Origin of the sequence: Haladaptatus sp. T7, from assembly GCF_026008575.1 — an archaeon.
Lineage (GTDB): Archaea > Halobacteriota > Halobacteria > Halobacteriales > Haladaptataceae > Haladaptatus > Haladaptatus paucihalophilus.
The window spans coordinates 78,453-99,206 of the sequence record NZ_BROP01000001.1 but is presented as its reverse complement, the minus strand read 5'-3'; the positions used below and the strand labels follow the sequence as shown (position 1 = coordinate 99,206).

Annotated in this window: 22 protein-coding genes; 8 read left to right on the top strand and 14 right to left on the bottom strand. The window is 62.2% G+C overall.

Annotated elements, in window-relative coordinates:
- Window positions 1–63 precede the first annotated feature (63 nt).
- From OPC11_RS00570 to OPC11_RS00560, 3 genes are all read left to right on the top strand, one after another.
- Window positions 64–1,386, top strand: a complete 1,323-nt coding sequence (locus tag OPC11_RS00570; protein WP_264780699.1) for a sodium-dependent transporter — start codon at window positions 64–66, stop codon at window positions 1,384–1,386.
- 90 nt (window positions 1,387–1,476) lie between these two features.
- A complete protein-coding gene (locus OPC11_RS00565) occupies window positions 1,477–3,027 on the top strand; it encodes an acyl-CoA carboxylase subunit beta (protein WP_264780698.1) in 1,551 nt (516 codons plus the stop codon).
- Window positions 3,008–3,274 carry an acc operon protein gene (locus OPC11_RS00560; RefSeq protein ID WP_264780697.1) on the top strand — a complete coding sequence of 89 codons (267 nt, stop codon included), beginning with the start codon at window positions 3,008–3,010 and terminating at the stop codon, window positions 3,272–3,274. Before OPC11_RS00565 ends, OPC11_RS00560 begins: the two co-directional genes overlap by 20 nt.
- Window positions 3,275–3,861: 587 nt before the next feature.
- Here OPC11_RS00560 and OPC11_RS00555 read toward each other — a convergent pair.
- Window positions 3,862–4,665 carry a hypothetical protein gene (locus OPC11_RS00555; protein ID WP_264780696.1) on the bottom strand — a complete coding sequence of 268 codons (804 nt, stop codon included), beginning with the start codon at window positions 4,663–4,665 and terminating at the stop codon, window positions 3,862–3,864.
- 883 nt (window positions 4,666–5,548) lie between these two features.
- On the bottom strand, window positions 5,549–6,370 hold the full coding sequence (locus OPC11_RS00550) for a class I SAM-dependent methyltransferase (RefSeq protein ID WP_264780695.1): 822 nt from the start codon (window positions 6,368–6,370) through the stop codon (window positions 5,549–5,551).
- Between the two features lie 407 nt (window positions 6,371–6,777).
- Here OPC11_RS00550 and OPC11_RS00545 point away from each other — a divergent pair, with 407 nt between their 5' ends.
- From OPC11_RS00545 to OPC11_RS00535, 3 genes are all read left to right on the top strand, one after another.
- Window positions 6,778–8,607: an acetyl-CoA carboxylase biotin carboxylase subunit gene (locus OPC11_RS00545; protein ID WP_264780694.1), complete on the top strand. Its 1,830-nt coding sequence runs from the start codon at window positions 6,778–6,780 to the stop codon at window positions 8,605–8,607.
- Window positions 8,608–8,751: 144 nt separating this feature from the next.
- On the top strand, window positions 8,752–9,528 hold the full coding sequence (locus OPC11_RS00540; protein ID WP_264780693.1) for a nucleoside phosphorylase: 777 nt from the start codon (window positions 8,752–8,754) through the stop codon (window positions 9,526–9,528).
- Between the two features lie 103 nt (window positions 9,529–9,631).
- A complete protein-coding gene (locus OPC11_RS00535; protein ID WP_264780692.1) occupies window positions 9,632–9,904 on the top strand; it encodes a hypothetical protein in 273 nt (90 codons plus the stop codon).
- Between the two features lie 34 nt (window positions 9,905–9,938).
- Here the strand turns inward: OPC11_RS00535 and OPC11_RS00530 are convergent, their stop codons facing one another.
- Window positions 9,939–10,202, bottom strand: coding sequence for a hypothetical protein (locus OPC11_RS00530; RefSeq protein WP_264780691.1), 264 nt, complete (start codon window positions 10,200–10,202; stop codon window positions 9,939–9,941).
- A gap of 106 nt (window positions 10,203–10,308) precedes the next feature.
- Here OPC11_RS00530 and OPC11_RS00525 point away from each other — a divergent pair, with 106 nt between their 5' ends.
- Window positions 10,309–10,839 (top strand): GrpB family protein, encoded by a 531-nt coding sequence (locus tag OPC11_RS00525; RefSeq protein ID WP_264780690.1) that lies wholly within the window; start codon window positions 10,309–10,311, stop codon window positions 10,837–10,839.
- Window positions 10,840–10,945: 106 nt separating this feature from the next.
- Here OPC11_RS00525 and OPC11_RS00520 read toward each other — a convergent pair whose 3' ends face one another.
- From OPC11_RS00520 to surE, 5 genes are all read right to left on the bottom strand, one after another.
- Complete coding sequence (locus OPC11_RS00520) at window positions 10,946–11,080, bottom strand: hypothetical protein (protein ID WP_264780689.1); 135 nt, start codon at window positions 11,078–11,080, stop codon at window positions 10,946–10,948.
- A 6-nt stretch (window positions 11,081–11,086) separates the two neighbouring features.
- On the bottom strand, window positions 11,087–11,281 hold the full coding sequence (locus tag OPC11_RS00515; RefSeq protein WP_007982641.1) for a hypothetical protein: 195 nt from the start codon (window positions 11,279–11,281) through the stop codon (window positions 11,087–11,089).
- A gap of 2 nt (window positions 11,282–11,283) precedes the next feature.
- Window positions 11,284–11,526: a HalOD1 output domain-containing protein gene (locus tag OPC11_RS00510; RefSeq protein WP_007982644.1), complete on the bottom strand. Its 243-nt coding sequence runs from the start codon at window positions 11,524–11,526 to the stop codon at window positions 11,284–11,286.
- Window positions 11,527–11,634: 108 nt separating this feature from the next.
- Window positions 11,635–13,974: a bacterio-opsin activator domain-containing protein gene (locus tag OPC11_RS00505; protein WP_264780688.1), complete on the bottom strand. Its 2,340-nt coding sequence runs from the start codon at window positions 13,972–13,974 to the stop codon at window positions 11,635–11,637.
- 56 nt (window positions 13,975–14,030) lie between these two features.
- On the bottom strand, window positions 14,031–14,807 hold the full coding sequence (surE, locus tag OPC11_RS00500; protein ID WP_069451057.1) for a 5'/3'-nucleotidase SurE: 777 nt from the start codon (window positions 14,805–14,807) through the stop codon (window positions 14,031–14,033).
- Between the two features lie 292 nt (window positions 14,808–15,099).
- Between surE and OPC11_RS00495 the strand changes: the two genes are divergently transcribed.
- Complete coding sequence (locus tag OPC11_RS00495) at window positions 15,100–15,312, top strand: hypothetical protein (RefSeq protein ID WP_007982650.1); 213 nt, start codon at window positions 15,100–15,102, stop codon at window positions 15,310–15,312.
- Here OPC11_RS00495 and OPC11_RS00490 read toward each other — a convergent pair.
- The 6 genes from OPC11_RS00490 to tfe all read right to left on the bottom strand — a co-directional run bounded on the left by OPC11_RS00490 (window position 15,309) and on the right by tfe (window position 20,749).
- Complete coding sequence (locus tag OPC11_RS00490) at window positions 15,309–17,036, bottom strand: class I SAM-dependent methyltransferase (protein ID WP_264780687.1); 1,728 nt, start codon at window positions 17,034–17,036, stop codon at window positions 15,309–15,311. The genes OPC11_RS00495 and OPC11_RS00490 overlap by 4 nt on opposite strands.
- On the bottom strand, window positions 17,033–17,773 hold the full coding sequence (locus OPC11_RS00485) for a prephenate dehydrogenase/arogenate dehydrogenase family protein (RefSeq protein ID WP_007982654.1): 741 nt from the start codon (window positions 17,771–17,773) through the stop codon (window positions 17,033–17,035). The genes OPC11_RS00490 and OPC11_RS00485 overlap by 4 nt, the downstream gene beginning before the upstream one ends.
- A gap of 277 nt (window positions 17,774–18,050) precedes the next feature.
- Window positions 18,051–18,752, bottom strand: coding sequence for a molybdopterin-binding protein (locus OPC11_RS00480; protein WP_007982658.1), 702 nt, complete (start codon window positions 18,750–18,752; stop codon window positions 18,051–18,053).
- Between the two features lie 34 nt (window positions 18,753–18,786).
- Window positions 18,787–19,554 (bottom strand): DUF5803 family protein, encoded by a 768-nt coding sequence (locus OPC11_RS00475; protein ID WP_264780686.1) that lies wholly within the window; start codon window positions 19,552–19,554, stop codon window positions 18,787–18,789.
- Window positions 19,551–20,222, bottom strand: coding sequence for a DUF2110 family protein (locus OPC11_RS00470; RefSeq protein ID WP_007982662.1), 672 nt, complete (start codon window positions 20,220–20,222; stop codon window positions 19,551–19,553). The genes OPC11_RS00475 and OPC11_RS00470 overlap by 4 nt, the downstream gene beginning before the upstream one ends.
- Window positions 20,222–20,749 carry a transcription factor E gene (tfe, locus tag OPC11_RS00465; RefSeq protein ID WP_007982664.1) on the bottom strand — a complete coding sequence of 176 codons (528 nt, stop codon included), beginning with the start codon at window positions 20,747–20,749 and terminating at the stop codon, window positions 20,222–20,224. The genes OPC11_RS00470 and tfe overlap by 1 nt, the downstream gene beginning before the upstream one ends.
- Window positions 20,750–20,754 lie beyond the last annotated feature (5 nt).

Here is a 20,754-nt window from a genome sequence, read left to right as displayed (position 1 = left end):
TCGTACTTTGACGGTTTTCAATCTCGAAAGCCTCATAACCGCTGGGCAAGCGAGTGCATAGCAATGGTACGTGAATCGTGGGCGAGCCGAGTCGGCTTCATCCTCGCGGCGGTGGGGAGCGCGGTCGGCCTCGGCAACGTCTGGCGCTTTCCGTGGATGACGGCCAAGTACGGCGGAAGCGCGTTCCTCGTCGTCTATCTGTGTATCGTATTGCTCGTCGGCGTCCCGGGACTCCTCGCGGAGTTCGTCATCGGCCGCCGGTCGAAACGTAATCCGGCGGGCGCACTCGCTCGACTCGCGCCCGGCACCAAATCGTGGGGCTTCGTCGGTCTGTTCGGCGTCGTCACCGCGCTCGTCTTGCTGTCGTTCTACAGCGTCGTCGGCGGGTGGATCGTTCGATACTTTCTCGCCAGTTTCACCGGGTCGTACTTCGCCGCGCCGGGGGAGTACTTCGGAACTATCAGCTTCGGTTGGGAAGCTGCCGCGTTCCAAGTTGCGTTCCTCGCGCTGACTGCACTGGTCGTCCTCGGCGGGGTTCGCGGCGGCATCGAGAAGGCGACGAAGGTGATGATGCCCCTCATCATCCTCCTGCTCGCGGTGCTGGCGGGGTGGGCCATCACCCAACCCGACGCCGGTTCGGGACTCTCGTTCTTCCTCGATTTCAACCCGGAACCGATTCGAAACGACCCCATCGGACTGTTGCAGGCGGCGGCCGGACAGGCCCTCTTCACCCTCTCGCTCGGCGTCGGGACGATGATAACCTACGCCTCCTACCTCGGCGAGGACAACAGCCTCCCGTTCGACGGGAGCGTCATCGCCGTGTTGAACACGGCCGTCGGCGTCCTCGCCGGACTCGTCGTCTTCCCGCTCCTGTTCGCGTTTCAGGGCGGTCTCACCGACGCCTCCGCGGGCGGCGGCCCCGGCGCGCTGTTCGTCTCCGTCGCGGGCGCGTTCACGCAAGTCCCCTACGGCGAGGTCGTCGCCGTCGGGTTCTTCGCCGCCATCCTCTTCGCCGCCCTGTCGAGCTCCATCAGCATGCTCGAAATCCCCGTCGCGTACCTCGTAGACGAACACGGCGTCTCGCGGCGGACGGCGACGCTCAGCCTCGCGGGGGTCATCCTCGTCACCGGCACGGTCTGTGCGCTCACCCCCGACCTGTTCACCTTCGTAGCGGACACCCTCGTCAACCTGATGCTGACCGCCGGACTCGCGGGATTCCTCGTCTTCGCCGGATGGGTCCTCGGGTCTGACGCGCTCGCCGAGTTCGACTCCGGCGCGGGGGGATTCGCCAGTTCGCTCGGCGTCCCGTGGCTCTGGAGCGTCAGGACCGTTCTCCCGCTGTTTCTACTCGTCACCCTCGCGGTGAACCTCTACTCGCTGTTGTAGGCTGTCGAACTGTCCTCATCGTAGTACGGAAACCTTTTGCGCTCGCTCGTACTGCAAACGCGCAATGATAACGCGTCCGGGTGTTCAGCGATGACGATGGACGAGCGCATCGACGAACTACGCGAAAAGCGCCGCGAGGCGGAGAAAGGCGGCGGAGAGGAGCGAATCGAGAAACAACACGAGCGAGGGAAGATGACGGCGCGCGAGCGCATCGACTACTTCCTCGACGACGGCACCTTCAACGAGTTCGACCAACTTCGAACCCACCGGAGCCACAACTTCGGCATGGAGGAGAAACAGGTGCCCGGCGACGGCGTGGTGACGGGCTACGGCGAGGTCAACGGCCGCAAGGTGTTCGTCTTCGCCCACGACTTCACCGTCTTCGGCGGGTCGCTCGGTGAGGTGTTCGCCCAAAAGGTGACGAAGGTGATGGACCGCGCGATGGAAGTCGGCGCGCCCATCATCGGCCTGAACGATTCGGCGGGTGCACGGATTCAGGAGGGCGTCGAGTCGCTCGCAGGCTACGCCGACATCTTCCACCGCAACCAGCAAGCGTCCGGCGTCATCCCCCAGATTTCGGCCATCATGGGGCCGTGCGCCGGCGGTGCGGTCTACTCGCCCGCCATCACGGATTTCATCTTCATGGTGAAGGACACGAGCCACATGTTCATCACCGGCCCCGACGTCATCGAGACGGTCACGGGCGAAGAAGTCACGTTCGAGGAACTCGGCGGCGCGACGACCCACACCGGAAAGAGTGGCGTCGCCCACTTCGCCGAGAACAGCGAGGAGGAGGCGCTGGACGACATCCGCCGCCTGCTCTCGTACCTCCCCCAGAACAACGTCGAGGACCCGCCGCGCTTCGAACCGTGGGACGACCCCGAGCGCCGCGACGAGGAACTGAAATCCGTCGTCCCCGACGAACCGCGCAAACCGTACGACATCCAGCGCGTCATCGAGGGCGTCGTGGACGAGGATTCGTTCTTCGAAGTGCAGGAGGGCTACGCGAAGAACATCGTCGTCGGCTTCGGCCGCCTCGACGGCCGCTCGGTCGGCATCGTGGCGAACCAACCCCGCGTCAACGCAGGAACCCTCGACATCGAGTCCTCGGAGAAAGGCTCGCGGTTCGTGCGCTTCTGCGATTCGTTCAACATTCCCATCGTGACGTTCGTGGACGTCCCCGGCTTCATGCCCGGCACGGACCAGGAACACGGCGGCATCATCCGCCACGGCGCGAAACTGCTCTACGCCTACTCCGAAGCGACGGTGCCGCTCATGACCGTCATCACCCGCAAAGCGTACGGCGGTGCCTACGACGTGATGGCAAGCAAGCACATCGGCGCGGACGTGAACTACGCGTGGCCCACCTCCGAAATCGCCGTGATGGGACCGCAGGGCGCGGTCAACGTCCTGTACAGTTCGGAGCTCGCCGAGGCCGACGACCCCGATGCGCGCCGCGACGAACTCATCGACGAGTACCGCGAGCAGTTCGCCAACCCGTACACCGCCGCCGACCGCGGCTTCGTGGACGACGTTATCGAACCGCAGGACACCCGTCCGCGGCTCATCGACGACCTCGAAATGCTCTCGACCAAGCGCAAGTCGCAACCGGAAAAGAAACATGGCAACATCCCGCTCTGAGGACGTGAACCTCTCGATTCCGCCGGACGCCACCGAGGAGGAAGCCGCCGCCATCATCGCGGCAATCAACGTCCACCTCCGCGAGCAGGAGGCGGCCGCCGCGGAGGACGAAGAACGACCGGATTGGGAGGGCGACCGCTGGCGCTTCGCCGGGCGGATGGCCGGGTTGCAGAATCGCAACGTTCGCGTCCCGACGAACGCCCCGACGAACGAGTGGAGCGCGGCGGGGCGGACGACGCGGTACTGAGTTCACTTTCGGTTATGAGTTGGAGGCAGTAAACGTGGTCCACTTGTACGCGAAGAGTGAACTGGCCGGGGTCCATTTGTCTCACTCCTGCTTGTTGCACTAACGGTCAGTAGGCCAACCACTACACCCACAGTTAAACTGTATCCTTCGCTTTACTTTTGGCTCCTCCAAGGATCTCATTGTGAAGATCTCGATGATTCTTGGGTCCAATGAAGGCAGACAAAGCCGATGAAAAAGAGCACGATTGAACCAAGAAATCCCCACCGCATGACAAGGTGAGCATGTGGGATTGCCAGAGGGAGCAGAAGAGACAGAGACGCGACAAGAAATGCTATCGCTGCAAGATCCCACCATGTCCGCCATTCCGTGACGTACTGCAGTAACCGGTGCCTCATCGATGTATCACTAGTAAACTGTTGGGATATTTTTCAATTTTGGTGTCCGTACTCTATATCAAGATACTATTATGGCTCCCTGTCAACTTGATGCAGCAGGTACAGGCGAACAGAATTCACTCACGTATATTGGCAGAAATGTACCACATTCGGGACCCCGCTCGCTGGCTCGAAAGCGAGTATCGACAGAGCTCAGATAACAAACCAGTTGAAGATAGCAATTATAACGAGTATCGGTGCGAGTACACCGTATTTTACTAGCCGTCTCGTAAGATAGCGACGAAATTCCTCCGGTTCTTGATCTGTAATCGCTAGCGGTGACGCATCAGTTCCGTAGAGTACTGAAGTTCCGTTCTCGGTACGAACGTTACCGTACACCGTGAGTGTTGTTTCGCTCTCTATCGGTTTCGCCTGGACGTAGTACTGGTGGGAACCCCCGACATCTTTCGACCCGATCAAATCCAGAACTTCTTCAATCGTATGTTCGGTTTCGGTGCTTGTCAGGTGGATGTATGGCGACGACCACATACTGGGCGAGAAACTGATCGTTCTCGGTATTGTTGAGATGGTGGCCTCGGACAATGGAATCGTATTATGGGTACGAATAAGCCACGTCGGATCGATCTTTGCAGTTCCCTCCTTGGTAGTAATCGAGAAATCTCCATATTCGATTCCGGACTCGTACCCCACTTTAGCCCGAGATATTGTTCTATTTTTTAGATCGATAACATACAAGTTATCGCTATGTGATATCCGCCACAGATATGCCCCTACTGTTGGGTTATAAGCCGGAAATAGCTGGGCAGACCCCTCTGGAGGTGAGTCAACGGTTATGTCCCCTCGTAATACGACTGAATCTCCTGTGTCAGCAATCTGTTTCTCTGTGTATGCCTCCGAGCGAATCGGCCGAAATATCTTGAGCGTACTAATTGCGTTGCTAAAATATGGTACCGACAATACTCCCGAAACTAGTGAGATGAAAATATTCAGTTCCATATGTCTCCATCTATACGTAAACGACGTATATTATTTGTTGAATCTGAGTCAAAGGGACTTGACTTGCGGATTGACGGTCGTGAAGGGTTGATTCGGGTTCCAGAATCGAGATCACTGTCATTCGAACCAGGAGATAAGTACCGAGACTGTGAACAGCTGACAAATTGTAGTAAGGCTCCCGGTGAGTGTGTTTGTTTGTCCGTGAAAACACGCCAGACAACAGAGGGAACACGAAATCCAGGGATGGAGACAAATCGTAATCCAACGGATGGAGGAGAATTCGATGATCATCTCTCGATTCGTGCCTGGATAACGCAAAAAGGAACGATATTGGCTACTTCTTTGGTGGGGAGGATTCCTTTATTCCTTATCTGGAAGCGACAGACTGCTCCACTTCCTGTCTCTCGTTACCGACTCCGTTGACGCAAGAAAAGGCCGTCCAAACCTGCTTTTGTTTTGAATTGTGTCACCCGTCATTCGTCCAAGAAGCGGTTGGAGATTCACTCGCCTTTGATTTTGAACTCACACTGCGAGCAAAGACAAGTGACGCACAGTCGTCCGGCGGTGAATAGCGAACAGATTTGTGAAGTAATCCTTCGAGTGATCTATCTGAGAAATACTCGCAGAGATACTCACTGCGATGTGTTGGTGCTTGATTGAACAGAACCCGTCGAGGAGACCAGTTGTTTATCCATACAATAAACTTCGCATCGAGTAACCACAGCACCGAGGGAGGTTCCACTGCCGCTTCTACTGCCCACAGGAAGCCAATCGCCAAAGCCAGACGAATTCAAGAATTGACCTCGTTGCCGTCGCGCGTTCTACTTCGGTAATTGAACGAAGGTAGCCAAACACACCACGGGACGAGCAAACGCCCCAGATTTCACGCCCGACACACCGCCAGCATGTGCTCCGAGAAATCGACCACGGCACGGTCCTCTCGAAGCATCCGGACGACCTCGCGCACGCTCTCGACGGCCTCGTCGCTCGCCTCGGCTAACTCCGGTTTCATGCGATTTGCGACGCCCTCCAGACCGACCAGTTGCTCGACGTCGAAACCGGCGTCCTCCAGTTCCGCTTCGAACTCGTCGGCGCGGAAGAAGTGACACTCCGCCCAACCTTCGCCATCGGCGTGTTCGGCGACGCGTTCGGCGGTGTACTTGCCGTCCTCGGCGATGGGGGCCAGCAGACCGTGGCTGGATTCGAGGCTGAACTTCATGATGTCCCGAAGGGGGGCGAAGCGACTGATGACGGAGACGAAGACGGGCGCACCGGGTGCGGCGACCCGGCGGAGTTCGCGCATGCCGGTGGCGCGCTCGTCGTCGTCCACGACGTGGCTCAAGGGACCACCGAGACAGCACACCGCGTCGAACGCCTCGTTCTCGAATCGCAAGTCTCGGACGTCGCCCTGCTCCGCCGAAATAACGTCTTCGAGGCCGCTTTCGGCGGCGTTCTCGCGGGCGAGTTCGACCTGCGTCTCGCTCACGTCCACGAGCGTCACGTCGTAATTACACTCTGCGAGCCAGAGCGCGTAGCGGCCCGACGCGCCGCCGACGTCGAGGACGCGGCCCGAGTCGGGGAGGTACCGGTCGAGGTAATCGACCGTGTTTGCGAACTCCATGCGGGTAACGGGGTCGCGTTCCAGTCGCTCCCACTCGCGTTCGCCGTACTCATCGTAGTACCGCGCGGGGTCCATGTCGCTCATCGTCGGCCCTCGCTGAATCGTCGAATCGTTTCGCTGGCGATACGTCGTTCCGTCCGTTCGTCGATGTTCATCTGTTGTGTGGGGTGGGTTCGTTCGATGGTGAAAACACGACTCGCCCGGTTTCACCCCGACGCCGCGTCAGCGGCCGAATCGAGACTCCACCCGGCGAAAAGCAGGCGCTGGCCCGTGATTCGGGTGTCCAGCGTGGGGTGGAGTCGGTCGTCGCACGACCTAGATGTCAGCTGACGGGGAGAAAAAGGTTCCGCTCTCGACAGGTGAGCGCGTCACACGAGGACGGGGCGGACGTGAGCTTCCGTCACCCAGTGGGAAAACCACCCGTTGACGCCGTAATGGCCGACCCTGAACCGACAGAATGAGGTGGTCCTCCCGAATAGTTTCCCGCAGGAATGTTCGACAAGGTTCTCGTCGCAAATCGCGGGGAAATCGCGGTCCGCGTGATGCGCGCCTGTGAGGAACTCGGAATCGACACCGTTGCCATCTACAGCGACGCCGACCGAAACTCCGGACACGTGCGCTACGCCGACGAAGCGTACAACGTCGGTCCGGCGCGGGCAGCCGAATCGTACCTCGACCAAGAGGCCATCATCGACGCCGCAAAAAAGGCCGGTGCCGACGCGATACACCCCGGCTACGGGTTCCTCGCGGAGAACGCCGACTTCGCCGCGCTGGTCGAAGCCACCGACGGCGTGACGTGGATCGGCCCGGCCAGCGAATCAATGGAGCAACTCGGCGAGAAGACGAAAGCCCGGAAGACGATGCGGGAGGCTGGCGTGCCCATCGTCCCCGGTACGACCGACCCGGTGGAGGACCCGTCGGAGGTCACGGACTTCGGCGACGAACACGGCTACCCCGTCGCCATCAAGGCGGAGGGGGGCGGTGGCGGCCGCGGGATGAAAGTCGTCCGCGGCCCCGAAGAAGCGGAAGACCAACTCGAATCCGCCCAGCGCGAGGGTGAGGCGTACTTCGACAACGCCAACGTCTACCTCGAACGCTACCTCGAAAACCCGCGTCACATCGAGGTGCAGATCATCGCGGACCACCACGGCAACGTCCGTCACCTCGGCGAGCGCGACTGTTCGCTCCAGCGCCGCCACCAGAAGGTCATCGAGGAAGGCCCGTCGCCCGCGCTCTCGGACGAACTCCGCGAGAAGATAGCGGAATCCGCCCGTGACGGCGCGGACGCCGCCGGATACTACAACGCCGGTACCTTCGAGTTCCTCGTGGAAGAGGACGAGGCGCGCGGCGATGGCGAACTCCTCGGCGTGGACACGAACTTCTACTTCCTCGAAGTGAACACCCGAATTCAGGTCGAACACTGCGTCACGGAGTGGTTGACCGACGTCGATATCGTGAAGTGGCAGATTCGCGTCGCGGCCGACGAACCGCTCGACTTCGAACAGGACGACGTGGACCTCGAAGGGCACGCGATGGAGTTCCGCATCAACGCGGAGAACGCCGCGAACGACTTCGCTCCGGCGACCGGTGGGAAGTTGACGACCTACGACCCGCCGGGCGGAATCGGCGTCCGCTTGGACGACGCGCTCCGACAGGACGACGACCTCGTGACCGACTACGACTCGATGATAGCGAAACTCATCGTCCACGGTGCCGACCGCGAGGAGTGTATCGTACGCTCCCAGCGCGCACTCGCGGAGTACGACATCGAGGGAATCCCGACCATCATCCCGTTCCACCGCCTGATGCTCGAAGACGACGAGTTCGTCGCGGGAACCCACACCACGAAGTACCTCGACCACCACCTCGACCAAGACCGAATCGAGGAGGCACAGGAGAAGTGGGGTTCGGCCGAATCCGCGGGCGAGGACGAGGAAGTCGTCGAGCGCGAGTTCACGGTCGAGGTCAACGGCAAGCGCTTCGAGGTCAACCTCGAAGACCGCGGCGGCGTCGCAGCCGTCCCGTCGAGTTCCAACGGCGGCGGCCAAAAGCCGAAACCGGCAGGCGGCAGCAGCGACGGCGGCAGTCAGGCCGTCGTGGACGCCGAAGGGGAAACCGTGTCCGCCGAGATGCAGGGCACCATCCTCGACGTGAAGGTCGAAGAGGGCGACGAGATTCAGTCGGGCGACGTGGTCTGCGTCCTCGAAGCCATGAAGATGGAAAACGACGTCGTCGCCTCGCGCGGCGGTACCGTCACGCAGATTGCCGTCAGCGAAGGCGATAGCGTCGATATGGGCGACGTGCTCGTCGTCGTGGACTGATCAGCAACCGACGGCGACAGTCGAAACGCGATTTTCGGATTTTTGGGTCGGTCGAGTCACGCCCCTGCTACCGACTCGTGGCAAGGGGTATCGTCCAACGTGCCCGCACAACATACATTACGGTGTCCTGTCTCGTCACGAACGATGGCGTTTCCAAATCTTCCCGGAAAGCAGGCGGCCGACCCGCTGGTCACACCCGCCCAACACTCCGAGTACCGACACGCGGAAAGCGAAACGGGACGGATGAGACTGCCGGAGGCGGTCGTCCTCTGTTACAGTCGCGGATTGATGGACTACCTCACCGAAACCCACGACGGCCAGCACGTGGGGAACTACTACGGCGACCTCTATTCCTTTGCGGACGCCGACTACGCCGTCGGCGTTCTCGGCAACTTCGGGATAGGAGCGCCCACCACAGCGATGTTGATGGACGAACTCGTCGCGGACGGCGTGGAGACGTTCCTCTCCATCGGGTTCGCCGGGTGCCTGGACGACACCATCGAGATGGGTGATTTCATCGTCTGTGACAAGGCCATCCGCGACGAAGGGACGTCCCATCACTACGCCGAGTCCGAGAAGTTCGCTCACGCGAGCGAATCGCTCACCGACGAGACCATCGGACTGCTCCGCGAGCGCGACGAGCGGTTCCATGTCGGGCCGTCGTGGACCATCGACGCGATGTACCGGGAGACGAAACGGGAGGTCGAGCGGTACGCCGACGAGGGCGTCCTCACCGTCGAGATGGAGGCGTCCGCGGTGTTCACCGTCGCCGCCCATCGCGGCGTGGACGCCGCGTCGATGTTCGTCGTCAGCGACTATCTCGGCCCCGCCGACTGGGAGCCGAAGTTCCATCTGACGAGGGAGGACATGCATGACCTCGGCGACACCGCGAAAGCAGTTCTCGAAAACGGCGTGGCGTGAGTACCGACGACGCTCGCGGGATACGCGTGGTCCGAGACTCCGGGTCGAGAGAGGGAACCCTTCATATAACCGCCACGTGTACGGACGGATACTCCGACGACACATGCCAGAACTCGGCGAGCATTACCGACCGGCGGGCGAACCACCCGAATCGAACGTTCATCGCGTCGTGGGGCGGACGGACGGAGTGACGCTGTTGCGAGTCACCGACGCCGACGGGAAACGGGTCAACTCCGGCGAGATACGTCGCTGCTCGTCCGCGACGCTCGATGAGGAGTTCGAACCGGCGAGAAATCCGGACGCCGGATTCAATCCCGTTTTCGCCGTGGGGGACGTGCTCACGTGGCTGTACTGGAGTGTTCGGAAGTTCCTGTAGGCCGCGTCTCGACGGATGCCCCGTCCACGCGTGCTCACGGAAACAGCGACAGGAGGGCGCCAGCGAGCGAGAGTACCGCGCCGAGGACGACGAGCGGCGTGAAACCGTCCGGTTCGAAGTCGTTCAAGCTACCTGTCAGCACGTCGTAGAGGCTCCCGAGGATGAGACCAACCCCGCTGATGGCAAACAGCCACAGGCTGATGCTGGAGTCTCCTGCCGCGAGGTCGGGAATGGAAAGCGTGGCGAACGAGAGCCCGATGATACCCAACGACACGTAGTGGAGGAGGGCGCGGTTCATGATTCTAATTCGTCACAAGCGGGAATAAATATTGTGTGGAAGTCACGCTCGGGCGAACATCGTATCCAGTGTGAACGTTTATTTCCGGGTTTCCCATGGAAGGCGTATGGTCGGTCTGGAGCGCGGCACCGTCGAACTCGAACCGCATCGACCCGAGTGGCGACGGGAGTACGAGACGGAGGTCGAACGGATACGGGGGGTTACCGGCGACGACGGACTCGCTTTCGAGCACGTCGGAAGCACCGCTATCCCGGGCATCGTCGCAAAGCCCATCATCGACGTGCTCGTCGTCGTCGAAGATGCGTCCCACGCCGCGCGACTCGTTCCGGTGCTGGAGGAACACGGCTACGAGTATCGACCGAACGACGGCGTTCCCGACCGTACGTTCCTCGCCAAGGGACCGCGGGCGAACCGGACGCACTATCTTTCGCTGACCGAAACGGGAAGCGACTGCTATCGGGAATCCGTTCTGTTTCGGGATTTCTTGCGCGAGCACCCGTCCGTCGCCGCGGAGTACGACCGCTTAAAGCGGGAGTTGGCGGACGAACACGGAGACGACAGGCCGACGTACACGCGGAAAAAGGAACCGTTCATCCGGCGCGTGCTCGAACGCGCGAGTGACGAACGCAACCCGTGAGTTCGTCACTCGCCCGGTCGCCGAGTCCGCAACCGTCTTCCGCGGTGGCCTCCGCGAGCACCAGTGATGACTATCTTCGGTCCGATGTTCCGAAAATACGCGCCATTTATGGTCGCACCGAAACCGTCGTGCTGGAGCGAATCCACGCCCGGTGATTCTCCGGGTCGTAGAACATCGCCACGGTTCCGTATTCGTCCTCGTATTCGCTGTATTCTATCTCGTTAGGTGCTCGGTCAGTCATTCTCTGTTATCGGTTGGTTCGATGGCTGTTCCACGCGTCTCGGCAGTCGGTCGTACAGAACGGATACAGACGGAACGTTCCCGTCGCGTCGGTGTCGGCGAGAATCGGATGCCACGATTCGATGTCGATGTCGTCGCCGCAGACGACGCAGGCGCACTCGTCGAACGGCGCTTCGGTTTTACCCACGCACTGTTCGCCCATCGTTACTCCGGTGTGGCTTCGACGGTGCCGTTGCTGTGTACGCGTACCTCGAATCCGTCTATCGTGAACTCGACGCGGCCGCCTCTCGTCCGCTGATGAAAGAGCGAGTCGAGCGCATCCGGGTCGATGACGTCGTACAAACACGTCTCGAACTCGGTCGCATCGTCGTACCCCGCCGCGTCCATCACGGCGGACAGGACGTCGAGGCTTACCCGGTCGCCCCCTTGGTCGCGTCGTCGTTTCATATCCGTTCTCATACCCACCGGTAGGGAATACTATGTAAAGGCACTTCCAGCTAGATTGAACGTGATAATTCGAGGAGGGGGGCTATCAATCTAGATGGCGCTCCAAGCTCACGATTCGAGCAGCCTTCGGAGCAGTTTCCGCTCCGCGGCGCGCAAGTGATGTTGGAACGTGGGTTGGGAGATATCGAGCGACCCTCCGACTTCCTCGCCGGTACTCTTCCGGGGCGAATCGAAGAAGCCGCTGTAGTAGGCCGTCTCCAGGACCTCCAGTTGACGGTCGGTCAGGAGTTCCGCGAGTACCGTATCGAGGTCGCCGGACGCGACCGGTCGTTCGCGGTGCCGACGGCTTCGCAGTTCCAACGCCGGGAATCGCGTCTGGAGCACTTCGACGAACGTCCGAACGTCCGCATTCATCGGGAGTCTGACGACCACCGTCCCCGGGAGCGGTCCGACCGTGAACGTCCCGGGAACCGCTCCGTGGTCGAGGAGCGTCCCGACGAAACTCGAACCGGTCAACGTCGCGGCGAACAGCGTCGAATCTTCTCGACTGCTCACCCGTTCGATGTCGATGACTTCCAGCGACCGGGACGCCAGGGCGCGGACGTCCTCCGATGAAGTGTCGTTGACGGTGAAAAACGCCGTCACCGTGCCGTCGTGTTTCGAGACGACACCCATGAACTCGACGTGACAATCCAGCGTTTTGGCGATGTCCACGAACACCACCGTCGAGTCCTCGATGTCGAATTCGAGTTCGACCACCTCGCCACCGGCGAGCGCCTTCTTGCTCTCGACGGCGTTGATGGCGTACGCGATGGTCTGGCTCACGTCTTCGAGCACGGCCCGCTCCAGTTCGTCGAACGTCCGCGGCTGGTCGGAGTAGACCGACAGTACCCCGTAAACGGCGTCGCCGTAGCGAAGCGGGAGGGAACACGACGAGCGATAGCCGCGTTTCAGCGCCTCGCTCTGCCACTGCTCCGAGAGCGGTCCGCGAAGGACGTCCTGCACCACTTGCGCCCGTCCGGTTTTCAGCGCGGTTCCGGCCGGGTCGGTCGTCTCGTCGGTGGTCGTGATGGCTATCGCGTCGAGATAGCCCCGTTCGATTCCTGCCGATTCGTGCGGGACGACCCGTCCCGTCGCCGGGTCGTCCACGCCGATCCACGCGAAGCGGTACGGTCCGCCGCTCGTCAGGCGGCTACAGACGGCGGACTCGATCTCCTCGCGGGTTCGCGCCTCCACGAGCGCCCGGTCGATGCGTCGGATACCCTCGTTCAGTTCGTTGAGCCGTTCGAGCGCCGCGTTCTGCCGACGGAGCGTCGCGTCCTGTTCCTGCAGTCGGCGCTGGCGGACCGCTCGTCCGAGCGCCGATTCGACGGCGGCGGCACAGAGTTCCGCGATGTCGAGGCTCGCGTTCCCGGAGATTTCGGTGATGAACACGCCGTGCGTCCCGAGCGGGAGGGAGACGATTTCGTCGTCGAATGCGGCCTCGTTCTCGATGAACGACTGCCACGCGATGCCGTCGCCGTCCAGCAGTCCGTCCGGCAACGCCTCCGCACCCGTCGTCTCCGCGTTCGTTCGGAGCGCGCCGGTCGATTCGTCGTACAGCGCGATGCGCGTCCTCGGCAGGGATAGCAATCGTTCCGCCGCTTCGACCGTGACGGCACACACCTCGTCCGAGGTTTCCGTCTCCAGCAGTTCCCGCGTGATGTCCGATAACGCGGCGAGCGCTTCCTCGTGGCGTTCGCGTCGGGTCACGTCCACCGAGACGCCGATGACGCGATCGACGTCGCCCGCCGAATCGAACACGGGTTGATACACGACGTCGTAGATAATCCCCCCGAATTCGCTGGTCGTCTGAATCGGCTCCCCCGACAGGGCGCGACGGCAGTTTTCGAGGATATCAGGGTGGTCTTCGTACCGGTCGTCGATGGACTCGCCGACCAGTTCCCCGTCTTCCAACCCGGTCGATTCCAATCCGCTCCCCTCCACGAGTTGGAACGTCCCGTCGGCGTCGATGACGAAGAATATCACCGGGACGTTGCGAACGATCATCTCGTACCGCTCGACTTCTGACTCCGATTCGTGTCGCTCGGTGACGTTCATGTGTGCCACGACGACGTACCGGTTGCCGTCGTCAGTCACGTCCGCAGCGCGCATCACGAACCAGCGCCGTTCGTCCGGCGAATGACACGGGTATTCGAGGCTGAACTCGGTCCGGTCCCCCGACAAAATGGCGCGGATGCCCGTCGCCGCTTCGTCCGCTGTCAGTTCGTCCGCCCCGTCACAAACGTCGAGATAGCTGACCCCTATCGTCGGCTCGGACAGACCGTTTTCTCGGCCGAACCGCTCCCACGCGTCGTTCGTTGCGACGATGACCCCGTTCTCGTCGAGCACCGCGACGTTGACGGGTACGACATCGAGTGCAAGCTGTTCGATATCGGTACGACTCACGATTTCACCCCCCAGTCATCAGGCCCGGTTGGACTCCAGCGGGTAAAACGGTGGCGCTAGACCCGGTACTCCGTCACCAGTTCGTCCAGCGATTCGTGGTGGCGCGTCGTGTGCGGGGCGGTCAACGGCGAGACGCTCACCTTCCCGTTGAACACCGCGTGACGGTCCGTCCCCTCGGCGTCCGGCAGCGTCTCGTCGCCCATCTGTTCCCACGTCCGGTCGTGGAGCGTGATGACGCCGCCCTCGTTGGTCGTGTCCATGTCGTAGACGTGCGAGGGGCGGGTGACCTCCATCGGAGTCGGCCCGTCGCTCGACATCGGCGCGTTGACGTTCAGGTACTCGGCCTGCTCGAACACGCCCGCGTCGAGCGCGTGTTCGGTGAGATAGGTCGTCGCCTTCGCCGCCACGTCGTACTCCTCGACGGTCGTGTCGTAGGGCCAGAGGTGGTTCGGCACGTGCAGCGAGACGGCGATGGCGGGAACGTCGAAGAAAGCGGCCTCGACCGCGGCGCTGACGGTTCCAGAGCGTCCGAGAACGTACGCGCCGAGGTTCGCCCCGTTGTTACACCCGGAGACGACGATATCGGGATAGGGACCGAGTTCGGTCAGTCCGGCGACGACGCAATCGGTGGGAGTGCCCGTGATGGCGTAGCCGAGTTCGTGCTCCTCGACCTCGACCTCGTAGGACATCGCGCGACCGACCGCGCTCTGGTCGGTCGCGGGTGCGACGGTGGTCACGTTGCCGATTTCCTGGAGGCTCTCGTACAGCGCGCGGATACCGGGGCTGTCGATGCCGTCGTCGTTCGTCAGAAGAATTTCCAGCGAATCGCCCATGCAGGGGAGTTGGAACGGGAACGCAAAAGTACTCCGCTCGGTGCGTGCCAGCACTCCCAACGCGAGTCCGACCCGGCCGTGAAAACGACGAGTTGGACAGTTCCAGGGGAATGGAAGAGAGGTGAACGAACGAGATGGTAGACGACCGAAAAGCGCCGCAGCGAGCGGTCTCGAGCGTGTTTCGAGACGGAGCGAGAGGGGCCAAGTGTGTCCAATCGTTGTTATAATGCAGCATTGATAATTAACGAATCACATGGATTTATGCTGTGAGGCTCACACTATCCGAACGGACATGGCGGAGGGAAATGTCACAGACGCTCACACACTCGAACTCAACTACGAATACGCGCAGCGTAACGTAGACATCCTGTCCATCTGGTTCGAGTGTGAGCCAAAGAAGACGGTCGAACTGCTCGCGGAAAACGGGATTCCGCTGTCGCCGAACGATGAGGGGAAGTTCGGTTCGTACTACAACTTCGTCCGGGAGTGCGTCGAGGCGAACTAGCGGCGGTCCACGACCGTCCGTTCGTCCACGACGAGGTTGTACGCTTTTTCGTCCTCGTTCCAGAGCACGAGCACGTCCTCGAACGAGAGGAGCGCACCGTAGGCCGCCTCGCGGAGCGCGCGATTGAGCGACGTTTCCTTCGTCAGGACCGCGAAGTTCCCCACCGCCTCGCTGCCGTCGCTCACCTTGAACACGGGGTTTTCTCCCTCCTCCGACAGCGAGTGGCTGAGTTTCACCGCGACGAGGTTCACGCGTTCGGTGACGTGGCGTTCCATCTCCGCCATCTTCGCGGATTCGGCCCTGCTCGCGGTGAACTCACGCCGACGGGTTCCGTCGGTTCGGAGGACGACGTGTGAGAACTGCACGTCCACGTTGACGAACTCGCCGTCGCCCTCGATATCGTCCAGCGTCACCGTCTCCGATGGTTCGGCCACATCGGTTCCTCGCCCGCTCGCATCCATCCCTCGCCCGTTCGCGTCGAGTCCGTCACCGGAACTGACATCGTGTTCACCGGCACTGGCATCGTACTCGCTTGCATCGAGTCCGTATTCGCTCGCGTCGATGCCCTGCTCGCTCGTTTCCTTGGCACCGTCGTCCGACTCGAACTCGTAGTTGCTGGCGTCGATTCCACGATGCTCGACGTGTTCGGAGGCGTCCTCGGAGCGACCATCAGCGCCGCTCTCGGAATCGTCGCCATCACCCACACCCTCACCGTCACCGCTCTCGCCCGCGTCCAGTCGGCGTTGGAACGGCGGGACCGACAACTCGGGTTTCACGTCGAACGACCAGCAGTCGTCGCTCGGTTCCTCGCCGGGCCAGAGGCGGAGCGTCGGCGAGAACACCGTCGTCCGGTCGGCGACGCTTCGTTCGACCTCCCGGAGGCCGATGCTGGCGTTCTTGTCCGCCGGGGCGATGGCGACCATCGACCCGTCGGGCGCGAGGTAGTCGAGGTACTTCCGAACGACCGCTTCCGGGTCGGACAACTCGCTCAGCACGTTGGCGAACACGATGAGGTCGTACTCCGCCTCGCCGTCTTCGGGTTCGAACGCCTCCGCGGTGTCGCGGTGCACGGTCGGGTAGAAGTTCTCGCCAGTCTCTTCCAGCATCGCGGCGAGAACGTCCGCGGCGTCGCTCGGTTCGACGGCGTGATACTCCACGAACGTCTCCGACGGGAGGAAGTCGTGGAGGCCGAGCGCGGGGCCGCCGACCCCCGCGCCAACGTCCAGCACGCGAAGTTTTCCGGGAAGCAGGCCCCGCCCCGCGAGTTCCGAGAGGACGTACTGGACCACGGCGTAGTAGTCCGGCAGGTGGTAGATGGCGTAGCCGAGCGCGACGCGGTAATCGTACTCGACCGGGTTCTGCGCGAAGTAGTCCTCCTTGAGCCGTCGAATCGTTCGCCGGAGTTCGTCGCCCGACGCGCCGTCCGGCCACCCCGCGCCGAACTCCGCGACGAGCAGGTCCTCCAGTTTTCGACCGTACGTTTCGGGGAACGACTCGACGCCGCGGAATTCGGGGCGAACGGGGTCGTCGGATGCGGGTTCGAAGGTGCCGTCGTCGCGCTCCACGAAGCCGAGCGCCCCTGCCTCCTCGCGTAGCACCTGCCGGACGACCGCGGGATGCGGTTCACCTTCGACGTATTCGGAAATCTCCTCGGGGTCCACGGGCCGCACGTCCTGCAGGTACTTCGCGTTCGACAGCACCTGCTCGCGCTGCTCTGCGTTCATTCGTCCACCTCGCTCTCCGCCGCCTCGCGGTACAACCGCTCGAACTCTGCCGGGTCGGCGTCGGCCAGTCGCTTCGCCGCCTCCGCCACGTCCGTCGCGCCGTCGAAGGTGGCCTGAATGTCGGCGTAGACGCGCGGTTCCCCGTCGGTCACGTGGTCCGCGAGGTCGGCCAACTCCTCGTAGACGGGAGTTCGAAGGCCCTCGGGGACCGGGTTCGCCGCCAGCGCGAAGGCGAGCACCGCCGCGTGCGTCCCGGCCTGCACCGTCGTCATCGCGTCGTCGTGCTCCGCCGCCGTCGTCTCGACCAGCGTGTTCCCGCGCGCTTCGATCGCGTCGAACAGTTCGCTCGTGACCGGTCCCGATTCGTCCGCGACGACGGCCACGTTCCCCGGCGCGGTGTTCGCCCCGAACAACGGATGCAGGCTCACCCGTTCGACGTTCGGCGCGTGTTCGGCCATCGCTTCGACCGGTTCGGCCATCACGCCGCTCACGTCGAGCATCGCCCGGTCGGCCTTCGGCGCGTGTTCAGCGATGGCCGCCGAAATGGCCGGAATCGGCACGGCGAGACAGACCACATCGAATGATTCGTCGGCGTCCAGCGCGACCGCTCGTCCACCGACCGCTCGGGCGGCCTCCGCCGCAACCCCCTGTTCCGCGTCGGCAAACGCGATGTCGCCCGGTATCGCCTCGGCGAACCAGCGACCCATCGCGCCCGCCCCGACGACGAGTACGTTCATTGCCTTCGCGTTGGTGTGGTCCGCCCAAAAGCGGTTCGTTTGCGGGAATTCCTCGGTCGGTACAGTGCTCGTCCTTCCGCGGGTTTATCGCTCATCGAACGACGGCATCACTGGGTGTAGTTCTCAAACCTTAAGAGACAGCGCCGACAACCGCCGGGTATGATTCCACTCGAAGCCGTTCCCGCGAATGAAGCAGGTATCGTCGTTCTCGTCGTCGGACTCGCGTTCACCGTGGCGTGGCTCGCCTACTTCTACAGATAATCGAGGCGGTTCACCGCTAGGCGTTCGTCTCGTCCGGCGCTTCGACTCGCTCGCGCAACCACTCGGCGGCGTTTTGGACGGTGTTCTCGTCCGTCCCCTCGATTTTGACGCGCACGTAGTCGCCCGGATAGCTCCCGACTTTCACGTCGAACCGCTCCCGGAGCGTCTCGAATCGGTCGAGCAGCGCGCTCTCGGGTTCGCCCGCGGGAACCGTCTCGGTGTAGTACGGCTCGCCGTCGAACTCGTCGGCGATTCGTTCAAACATCGAATGCATCTCGCTCGGCACGCCCGGCAGGACGTAGATGTCCTCTATCTCCGCGCCGGGGGCGACGCCGACGTCGTTCGGCAGCATCCGCGACCCTTTCGGCAGGTGGGTCGTCCCCGACGTCAGGTCGGCGTGCGAGTAATCCGAGTGCGCTTCTATCCACTCGACGGCTTCCGTGTGCTCCTCGACGGGAACGCCGACGGCCGCCGCGATGCCCTCCATCGTCAGGTCGTCGTGCGTCGGGCCGAGGCCGCCGGTGACGAGCACGGCGTCGTACTCCGCGCGGGCTTCGTTCACGACGCGGGCGATGTCGCCCACGCGGTCCGGAACGACGAACACCCGCTCCACGGCCACGCCGCGCTCGGTCAGTCGCTCGCCCAACCACGCGGCGTTCGTGTTGACGGTATCCCCGGAGAGAATCTCATCTCCGACTGTTACCAGCGCAACGTTCATACCGAACCGTTGACCGCGATGAAGAAAAGTGCTCTCACATTCCGGGCGGCGGCCCGTCGCCCACATCGTCGTCCGAGATGTCCATGTTTAGGCCCATCTCCTCCCGCTGGCGTTCGAGTTGTCGAATTTGATAGCGGTAGTAGGCCAACCCGACCAAGCCGATGAGCAGCGCCAGCGCGACGATTCCGGCGAATATCCACTTGTCGCGCCCGAGGTAGTAGCGGACCGAGATGCTGTCGGATTTCACCGGAGTCGACCAGATGATGTGTTCACGACCGTTTTCCATCGTCGTCTCGTAGCCGCCGGGACGCACGTCGCTCAACAGGAACGTATCGACCCGCATCCCGCGCGGGATGGTCACCTCGTACGTCTTCTCCTCCAAGTAGGTCGGGACGTAGAACGTCTTGCCCTGTCTCGACGCCGTGTACGCGAGTTGTCCCTGTCCCTGTGGCGGTTTGATGATGGTCGAGGATTTCGTCTTCTTCACCTCGATGTGGTCGGCGTCGACGACGGTGTCGTTAGGGTAGCGGAACTGCACGGCGGAAATCTCGACGGGTGCCTCCTCGCCGAAGGATTCCTCCTGGTGGATTTCGAGGGTCCCCTTCTTGTCGAGTTCGTAGACCGCCTGATATTGGTTGCTCGTGACGTTGTACGTCACGTCCTGTGGGGTGTCCCAGTCGTACGTCGCGTTCCGCGAGAGTTTCTGCTGGCTGATTTCGCCCGGCCCGAACACGGAAGTACAGCCGGCACTGGCCACGAGGAGGAAGAGCAGACCAATCCCGAGGGCGAGCCGTTTTCTCATGGAATTACACAACGGATTTCGGCCGGGATGTAGCCGCCGATGCTGGCGAGTAGTCCCGGTGGGTCGGTGTTTTCGGTACAGACGATGCTCTGTTCTAACACGCCGAGTCGCTCGACGGTCACGATGTCCTGTGCGTGTCCGGCGCGGTTGACCGTCGCCCGGACCTCGCCCCGCGTCGCGCTGTTGACGTTCACGCGGCCGTTCCCGCGCGACCAGTCGAACAGGCGGTCACGCTCGTCGTCCGAGAGGCGCGACGAGCCGTCGTCCGCGTAGACGAACTCCATCGGCATGTGTTGGACGAGTCCGAAGCGTTCGACGACCTGTTCCGGTCTGCCGGGACCGAGGCCGAGTTCGGCCGCCGGAATCCGAACCTCCTGTCCGGCGTCGAGGACGACCCCGTCGTCGTCCCACGATTCGAGCGTGCCGACGTAGGTGTCGCCGTCGCGGAGGTTCGGCGTGACTTCGCCCCACTCCTCGGCGAGGACGTTCCGGGCGACCACTTCGTCCTCTCCTTCGACGGTGACGGAGACGAAATCGTCGTGCCGGACGCCGATGTCGAACTCGACGTCGAGGTCGCCGAGCGCGTTTTCGACGAGGGACTGGAGACCGTCGAGTGCGCGTCGTTTCGCGTCGCCGCTGACGTACACTTTGGTTGCGAGAACGACCATTATGCACCGAGCGTTTCGACGTTGAGTTCGTCTTCGAGGTCGTCGATTCGGTCCTCCATGGACTCGACGAGCATCGAGTTCTCCATGGATTCGAGGGGCGAACCACATTCGGGACATTCGAAGCCGAAGTCCATCGCCTCACCGAACTCGAACCGGAGCGAGCAGATTTCACAGAGATAGAACTCGTGGTTCCGTTCGTACTCTTCACGCTGCTGGAGCGCGTCCAGGAGGCGGTACATCTCTTCCTCCAAGTTCTCCGGTATCTTGTCGTACTCGAACGTCCAGAGGTAGGTGAGCCACCCCGAATCCTCGTCGCGGAGGCGTCGATAGCTCGCCAAGTCGTTCTCGTAGAGGATGAACAGCGCCCGTCGAACGTCGTTGAGTTCGAGGTCGAGTTCCTCCGCGAGTTCCTCGTCGGTCACTTCACCGTCCGGCGGCGCGGCGGCGACCGGCATTCCTTTCGGCCCGACCAATTCGTGAAGATATTTCTGAATCACCGGGTCGCTTAGCAGGTCCTCGAAAGCCATTGATA

Bases quoted from the DNA above. Each gene is read 5' to 3' on its own strand.
- OPC11_RS00570 (WP_264780699.1), top strand. From the start codon at position 64: ATGGTACGTGAATCGTGGGCGAGCCGAGTCGGCTTCATCCTCGCGGCG.
- OPC11_RS00565 (WP_264780698.1), top strand. From the start codon at position 1,477: ATGACGATGGACGAGCGCATCGACGAACTACGCGAAAAGCGCCGCGAG.
- OPC11_RS00560 (WP_264780697.1), top strand. From the start codon at position 3,008: ATGGCAACATCCCGCTCTGAGGACGTGAACCTCTCGATTCCGCCGGAC.
- OPC11_RS00555 (WP_264780696.1), bottom strand. From the start codon at position 4,665: ATGGAACTGAATATTTTCATCTCACTAGTTTCGGGAGTATTGTCGGTA.
- OPC11_RS00550 (WP_264780695.1), bottom strand. From the start codon at position 6,370: ATGAGCGACATGGACCCCGCGCGGTACTACGATGAGTACGGCGAACGC.
- OPC11_RS00545 (WP_264780694.1), top strand. From the start codon at position 6,778: ATGTTCGACAAGGTTCTCGTCGCAAATCGCGGGGAAATCGCGGTCCGC.
- OPC11_RS00540 (WP_264780693.1), top strand. From the start codon at position 8,752: ATGGCGTTTCCAAATCTTCCCGGAAAGCAGGCGGCCGACCCGCTGGTC.
- OPC11_RS00535 (WP_264780692.1), top strand. From the start codon at position 9,632: ATGCCAGAACTCGGCGAGCATTACCGACCGGCGGGCGAACCACCCGAA.
- OPC11_RS00530 (WP_264780691.1), bottom strand. From the start codon at position 10,202: ATGAACCGCGCCCTCCTCCACTACGTGTCGTTGGGTATCATCGGGCTC.
- OPC11_RS00525 (WP_264780690.1), top strand. From the start codon at position 10,309: ATGGTCGGTCTGGAGCGCGGCACCGTCGAACTCGAACCGCATCGACCC.
- OPC11_RS00520 (WP_264780689.1), bottom strand. From the start codon at position 11,080: ATGACTGACCGAGCACCTAACGAGATAGAATACAGCGAATACGAGGAC.
- OPC11_RS00515 (WP_007982641.1), bottom strand. From the start codon at position 11,281: ATGGGCGAACAGTGCGTGGGTAAAACCGAAGCGCCGTTCGACGAGTGC.
- OPC11_RS00510 (WP_007982644.1), bottom strand. From the start codon at position 11,526: ATGAAACGACGACGCGACCAAGGGGGCGACCGGGTAAGCCTCGACGTC.
- surE (WP_069451057.1), bottom strand. From the start codon at position 14,807: ATGGGCGATTCGCTGGAAATTCTTCTGACGAACGACGACGGCATCGAC.
- OPC11_RS00495 (WP_007982650.1), top strand. From the start codon at position 15,100: ATGGCGGAGGGAAATGTCACAGACGCTCACACACTCGAACTCAACTAC.
- OPC11_RS00490 (WP_264780687.1), bottom strand. From the start codon at position 17,036: ATGAACGCAGAGCAGCGCGAGCAGGTGCTGTCGAACGCGAAGTACCTG.
- OPC11_RS00485 (WP_007982654.1), bottom strand. From the start codon at position 17,773: ATGAACGTACTCGTCGTCGGGGCGGGCGCGATGGGTCGCTGGTTCGCC.
- OPC11_RS00480 (WP_007982658.1), bottom strand. From the start codon at position 18,752: ATGAACGTTGCGCTGGTAACAGTCGGAGATGAGATTCTCTCCGGGGAT.
- OPC11_RS00475 (WP_264780686.1), bottom strand. From the start codon at position 19,554: ATGAGAAAACGGCTCGCCCTCGGGATTGGTCTGCTCTTCCTCCTCGTG.
- OPC11_RS00470 (WP_007982662.1), bottom strand. From the start codon at position 20,222: ATGGTCGTTCTCGCAACCAAAGTGTACGTCAGCGGCGACGCGAAACGA.
- tfe (WP_007982664.1), bottom strand. From the start codon at position 20,749: ATGGCTTTCGAGGACCTGCTAAGCGACCCGGTGATTCAGAAATATCTT.